This window comes from Moorena sp. SIO2C4, from assembly GCF_010672485.1.
Taxonomy (GTDB): domain Bacteria; phylum Cyanobacteriota; class Cyanobacteriia; order Cyanobacteriales; family Coleofasciculaceae; genus Moorena; species Moorena producens.
In genome coordinates this window covers 1-6,588 of record NZ_JAAHGN010000377.1, presented here as the reverse complement: position 1 = coordinate 6,588, position 6,588 = coordinate 1, and the positions used below count along the sequence as shown (strand labels likewise).

The following is a 6,588-nucleotide window of genomic DNA, read 5'->3' as shown; positions in this document are numbered from 1 at the left end:
TTAGATTTACTGGTGTTAGTAATTTACTTAGTCATTGGTATAGAGTCCGTGTAGGAATTGTGATAATTTTTGATGGCATATTCCCTACGGTGCGCGTTCACGCTTAGCTTTGAAAAAGCGCTGGGTCGTACCGCTCCCTACTCCCTACTCCCTACTCCCTACTCCCTACTCCCTGTTCCCTATTCCCTTGACTAGATATATTAAGATACATGAATTGGTGGCTGATGCCAACATAATCAAATTGGTCACCGTCGGCTATAAAACCAAGGCGACTATAGAAACCTAGGGCATTAATTCTACTCAGTAGTCTTAAAGCATTGAAATTGTTTGCTTTGGCTTTTTCAATTAATGTTTCCATCAGTTTGGTGCCGATTCCTTGGTGACGAAATTCAGGTAATAGTGCAACGTAGGCAATACTGCCCAATCCGGGAGACAATTCTCTTAATCTTGCTGAACCAATTACCTGATTATTACAGACAGCAACTAGATTAAAAGCACTACTCTCGTACTGGTCCTGTTCTGTTCCTTTCTCCATACCTAAGGGTTCTCTGAAGACAAGCCACCGCTGGTGGTACATATCCTCTAACTCTTGTTTATTCTTAACAGGACGGACTTCAATAGTCGTCATGATGCTTAACCATATTTAGAATGTAGAATGTAGAATGTAGAATGTAGAATGTAGAATTGAGAATGTAGAATTGAGAATGTAGAATTGAGAATTGAGAATTGAGAATTGAGACTTGAGACTTGAGACTTGAGAATTGAGACTTGAGACTTGAGACTTGAGAATTGAGACTTGAGAATTGAGACTTGAGACTTGAGAATTGAGACTTGAGAATTGAGAATTGAGAATTGAGACTTGAGACTTGAGAATTGAGACTTGAGAATTGAGAATTGAGACTTGTAAGCTATCAGCTATCAGCTATCAGCTTTCAGCTTTCAATTAAGAATTAAGAATTGTCATAATATGCGCTACGGGCAGGCTACGCCAACAGCTATCAGCTTTGAATTAATTCAAAATTCTACATTTTAAATTATAAATTATTAATTCTACATTTTAAATTATACATTCTAAATTCTGCATTCTAAATTCTAAATTATACATTCTGATCACCTCACAACTTGGGGATTATTGCTAATCCAGCTGTCGATATCTTTTAACACCTGATCGGGAATTTCCCAAGGAAACAAGTGAGCAGTATTGTCATAGCATTGCCATTGGCTATCCTTAAGATGTTTAGCGGTTTCTCGACTTGATGCTGCGGTAATATGGCGATCAGCAGCTCCTGCTAAGACCAGGGAGGGGCATTGAATCTGGTTTAAGTCTGGCAAACGGTTATAGCCAGCCCTAATGGCAGTGTTGAGTGCTGCTGTAGCGGCTTGGGAGGTCTGTAAATAGGCTGATATGGCGTGGTTGGCAATATACTGGTAGGTGCTGGTTGTGTGTTGTTGGATCAGGTACCGAAAAAGCGATCGCTTACCAAATGTGTCAATATTCCATTGCCATCCTGGTTGTAACCAATTTAAGACACCAGCGATGCCGGTATAGAGATTATCCTGCCAACTAATGGGGGGATGATTACCCCAGGGTCGAGCGTCTGTGGCGATTAAAATTAAACCTGAGACTCTCTGAGGTAGCGTCAGAGCAAGCTCCATTGCCAAAATTGCCCCTAAAGACCAACCTAGTATCAAACAGCGGTCAATGTGGTAATAGTCGAGCAGGGATTCCAAGTCAATCAGGTGGTCGGTCATCTGAAAATCCTGATCAGCTGGACTTTTACCATATCCTCGCAAATCAGGGCTGATAGTCCAGAACCTCTGGGATAGATGTTGGGTAAAAACCGAAAGGCACTGATTTGAGCCGGGATGACCGTGAAGACAGAGAATTGGGAATCCTGACCCCTGGAGGTCAGTGTTGAGATATACTGCTGCTTGGTAGTTTTTTTTAATGCCATTCATGTTAATTGTTAATTGTTAGTTGTGTAAGCATTCAGCCATCAGCCATCAGCCGTCAGCCGTCAGCTTATTTTATTCAATAGCACCTCAAGGAGGTTACGCTATGGGCAGAAACTTTGTAAGCATTCAGCTGATAGCTGTTCGCGTAGCGTGCGCGTAGCGAATTAGCTGATAGCTGATAGCTGATAGCTGATAGCTGATAAGTATTGTATGGTTTCTTTTACTTATAATCGCACTGTTCGCTTTTCAGATACGGATGCGGCTGGTGTGGTCTATTTTGCTAATGTTTTATCTATCTGCCATGAAGCCTATGAAGCCTCTCTAGATGCATCGGGCATTAATCTCAAGTCCTTTTTCACTAAGCCCGCTGTGGCAATTCCGATTGTTCATGCCAGTGTCGATTTCTTGCGTCCTATGTTTTGTGGGGATCCACTGCTGATTCAGGTGATGCCTGAGCAGTTGAGTGAAAGTAAGTTTGAGATTACTTATCAGGTTGTTACAGCTTCGTCATCGCAACAGTTACTGGCCAAGGCAATGACGAAGCACGTTTGTATTGATGCAATGACTAGAACCAAAATTCCCTTACCTGAGGAAATAGTGCAATGGCTAGGGTAAGCATTCAGCTATCAGATATACCAATTCTACAGGGATTGCTATATCTGCTTTTTTAAAACGCCTATTGCCTATTCCCTATTCCCTGTTCCATCTTCCCTCTTACCATGTGAGAAAATAGTACTCGTTTGCGGTTAATGGATACTCGTGTGTTAGATGTTAATACCCGGTCTGGCTTGTTGTTGAGCCTGCTCCCTAAAACCTAGATATTTGTACCTCACAAGTCGTAGAATTGCTATAATTCAATAAATATTGAACAGCAGTTGATGGCAATGCCTGACAATACATATGATGCCCAACTTGATTTTCTATTACAGGTACTACAAGCAACCGCAGAGAGTGGGGGTGATCAGCAAGTAGTTTACCCATTACTGAAAGCAAATATAGATAAACTTAATGATAGATTAGCAGAACTATTGCGGGTTGTAGCAACAACTAGGCTGGCGGAAGCGGAAGCATATCAAGCGGGATACCTAGCAGCAGTTATTGGCACTTTCAGCGATCTAATTCAGGAATTCCCCTTGGGTGACAAAGCCAGCAATATCGAAATTGCCATCACTGGCTATGAAGTCATACTAACTGTTTTCACCTGTGAAGCATTTCCCGAAAATTGGGCAACGTTACAAAATAATCTCGGTCTTGCTTACTATGACCGAATCACAGGGGAGAAAGCACAAAACCTAGAAGATGCGATCGCTTGCTACCAATTGGCTTTAGAAGTACGCACTCGTGAAGCTTTTCCTATTGATTGGGCATCGATTCAAAACAATCTCGGTCTTGCTTACAATAACAGAATTATAGGGGAAAAATCACAAAACCTAGAAGATGCGATCGCTTGCTACAAATTGGCTTTAGAAGTACGCACCCGTGAAGCTTTTCCTATTGATTGGGCATCCACTCAAAACAATCTCGGTCTTGCTTACTCTGAAAGAATCACAGGGGATAAATCACAAAACCTAGAAGATGCGTTCGCGTAGCGTGACCTACGGTCAATCGCTTGCTACCAATTGGCTTTAGAAGTAAGCACCCGTCAAGCTTTTCCCATTGATTGGGCAATGACTCAAAACAATCTCGGAAATGCTTACTTATACAGAATCACAGGGGATAAATCACAAAACCTAGAAGATGCGTTCGCGTAGCGTGACCTACGGTCAATCGCTTGCTACCAATTGGCTTTAGAAGTACGCACCCGTCAAGCTTTTCCCATTGATTGGGCAATGACTCAAAACAATCTCGGTCTTGCTTACTATGACCGAATCACAGGGGATAAAGCACAAAACCTCGAAGATGCGTTCGCGTAGCGTGACCTACGGTCAATCGCTTGCTACAAATTGGCTTTAGAAGTACGCACCCGTGAAGCTTTTCCTATTGATTGGGCATCGACTCAAAACAATCTCGGAAATGCTTACTTATACAGAATCACAGGGGATAAAGCACAAAACCTCGAAGATGCGTTCGCGTAGCGTGACCTACGGTCAATCGCTTGCTTCCAATTGGCTTTATCAGTTTTCACCCGTCAAGCTTTTCCTATTGAATGGGCATTGACTCAAAACAATCTCGGAAATGCTTACTCTGAAAGAATCACAGGGGATAAAGCACAAAACCTAGAAGATGCCATCGCATGCTACCAATCCGCTTTAGAAGTACACACCCGTGAAGCTTTTCCCTATGAATGGGCAATGACTCAAAACAATCTCGGAAATGCTTACTCTGAAAGAATCACAGGGGATAAAGCACAAAACCTAGAAGATGCGATCGCTTGCTACCAATTGGCTTTAGAAGTACGCACCCGTCAAGCTTTTCCCCAAGATTATCTAGATACTAACAATAACCTTGGTTTGGTTTGCCGAGATGCTCAAAATTTCCCGGAAGCTTACCAGGCTTTTGATGCTGCCATTAAAACAGTGGAATTCCTGCGAGATGAAATTATTTCTGGTTCTGGAGTAGAAGAATACAAGACTAAACTAGCTGAAAGGTACAACAGAAGCTATCGAGCTATGGTGGAAGTCTGCCTAGACTTAACTAATATCACCGCAGCCATTGAATATGTTGAACGGAGCAAAACCCGCAATTTAGTTGAAGAGATTCTCAGCCGTGACCTGAAAACGATCTTTCCTGTAGATGTTGTTACTCAACTAGAACAATACAGGGATGAAATAGCCATAGGTCAATATCAAATCCAGAATGGCAAAGCTGACAATCCCACCGCCCTGGCACAACATCTCCAAAAGTGGCGACAGCAGCGCAATAATTTACAAGACCACTATTTACCGATCGGTTCTAGCTTTAACTTTAAACAATTTCAGCAGAAACTGGATGACCACACTGCTATTGTAGAGTTTTACATTACATGGGATAAGCTGCTCACTTTTATCTTTACCAGTGAAACTCAACAGCCCATAGTTTGGCAATCTCAGCCCCAAGACTTAGACAAATTGGGAAATTGGGTAGATGAATATCTCGAAAGCTACGACACCGAAAAATCTGATTGGCAAAACGACCTGAGTAACCGCCTAGATGAGCTAGCTGATATTCTATCCATTAATGACATCATTAAGCAGATTCCAGAAAAGTGCGATCGCTTAATTTTAATCCCCCATCGGTATTTACATTTGTTGCCCATTCATGCTTTACCAATTACCAGTAAGCACAGAGAAGGTAAATCTGAAATTCTGATGGATCGGTTTCCAGCAGGGGTAAGTTACGCCCCTAGCTGTCAACTACTGCAACTTGCCAAAACCAGAAAACGCCCAAAAGATTTTACCCACCTGTTTGCGGTTCAAAATCCCAGTGCTGATTTAGTTTACACTACTATCGAAGTAGACGTAATCAAAAGCTACTTCAATCCACCACCAGATACAGAGGTTCTTGTGGAAAAGGCTGCTACCAAAGCCGCTCTCGATAGCAAAGCTCTCAACACATTCCACTGTGCCCATTTTAGCTGTCACGGTTACTTTAATTACCAAGAACCCCGTAAGTCGGCTCTAATCCTGGCCAATGCCCACAAACCGGCATCTGCTGAACCAAATTCGGAGCGCTATTTACGGATAAGTGAAGAGGAAGTATTTGACCTAGATAAGTGTCTGACCATAGAAGAAGTTTTTGGCCTACAATTAGAACAATGTCGTTTGGTCACTCTTTCCGCTTGTGAAACGGGATTGATTGATTACACTAACACCAGCGATGAATACATTGGGTTACCCAGTGGTTTCCTAGTTGCCGGAAGTCCAGCAGTGGTTAGTAGCTTGTGGAAGGTAAACGATTTATCGACAGCGTTGTTGATGATTAAATTTTATCAGAATCTACGACAGCAAATGGCTTTAGCAGTTGCCCTGAATAAATCGCAATTCTGGCTGCGGGATAGCACCCAGTCTCAGTTGCTAGCCTGGAGTAGGCAGTTACCCCTAGACAACTCTTTGATGAAAAAGATTGAACAAGCACTGGATTGGTTTAACCCCGATGAACAACCGTTCCAAAACCCCTACTATTGGGCAGCATTCTGTGTAATTGGAGAGTAACATTATGATTTCTGACCCTCAAATTATAGTATTTCCCGAATTCCTGGACACCAAACCGGAAGTGTTTTCTATGGAAGACTTACAGGACTTAGATCAGACCTTAGCAGATTTGCAGAGTAACCCACCAAAAAATGTTGATAAAATTATCAGAAATTGGTTCAAGGCACGGCTTACAATTAGGGATGAATTCAGAAAATTTGAGAAACAAAGAAAGGAGCTTGGCAAAGTTCCGCCCACTCCACCTATCCAGCCCGATCGCCTTAATAATTGGTTTCAGGAACTGCGTGAGCAGGTGAAGGATCAACTCAATAGTAAAGGGAACGGGGAACAGGGAAAAGGGAACAGGAAGTAGGGAAAAGGGAATAGGGAATAGGGATTAGGGAGTAGGGAGTAGCGATGCAGCGCTGTTTCAAGCCCCGAATTAATTAGTGGGATATTTTTTAATTTTGAATTGATAATTTTGAATTGGAGCGAAGCGATTGACCTCTAAAGTCTATGCCCC

4 protein-coding genes and 1 pseudogene are annotated in these 6,588 nt (G+C 42.4%); 3 read left to right on the top strand and 2 right to left on the bottom strand.

Translation table 11 applies throughout. The features are described 5' to 3' along the window. Window positions 1–151 precede the first annotated feature (151 nt). The gene (locus tag F6K20_RS19435; RefSeq protein ID WP_287295707.1) at window positions 152–628 is read right to left on the bottom strand and encodes a GNAT family N-acetyltransferase; all 477 of its coding nucleotides are present in this window, start codon (window positions 626–628) and stop codon (window positions 152–154) included. Between the two features lie 482 nt (window positions 629–1,110). Continuing rightward, window positions 1,111–1,959, bottom strand: coding sequence for an alpha/beta fold hydrolase (locus F6K20_RS19430; RefSeq protein ID WP_287295706.1), 849 nt, complete (start codon window positions 1,957–1,959; stop codon window positions 1,111–1,113). A 207-nt stretch (window positions 1,960–2,166) separates the two neighbouring features. Between F6K20_RS19430 and F6K20_RS19425 the strand changes: the two genes are divergently transcribed. The 3 genes and pseudogenes from F6K20_RS19425 (at window position 2,167) to F6K20_RS19395 (ending at window position 6,438) form a co-directional block, all read left to right on the top strand. Next, window positions 2,167–2,571 carry an acyl-CoA thioesterase gene (locus tag F6K20_RS19425; protein WP_287295704.1) on the top strand — a complete coding sequence of 135 codons (405 nt, stop codon included), beginning with the start codon at window positions 2,167–2,169 and terminating at the stop codon, window positions 2,569–2,571. Window positions 2,572–2,834: 263 nt separating this feature from the next. Beyond that, window positions 2,835–6,086: pseudogene (locus tag F6K20_RS40735) on the top strand (CHAT domain-containing protein). Window positions 6,087–6,090: 4 nt separating this feature from the next. Beyond that, complete coding sequence (locus F6K20_RS19395) at window positions 6,091–6,438, top strand: hypothetical protein (protein ID WP_287295693.1); 348 nt, start codon at window positions 6,091–6,093, stop codon at window positions 6,436–6,438. Window positions 6,439–6,588: the final 150 nt, after the last annotated feature.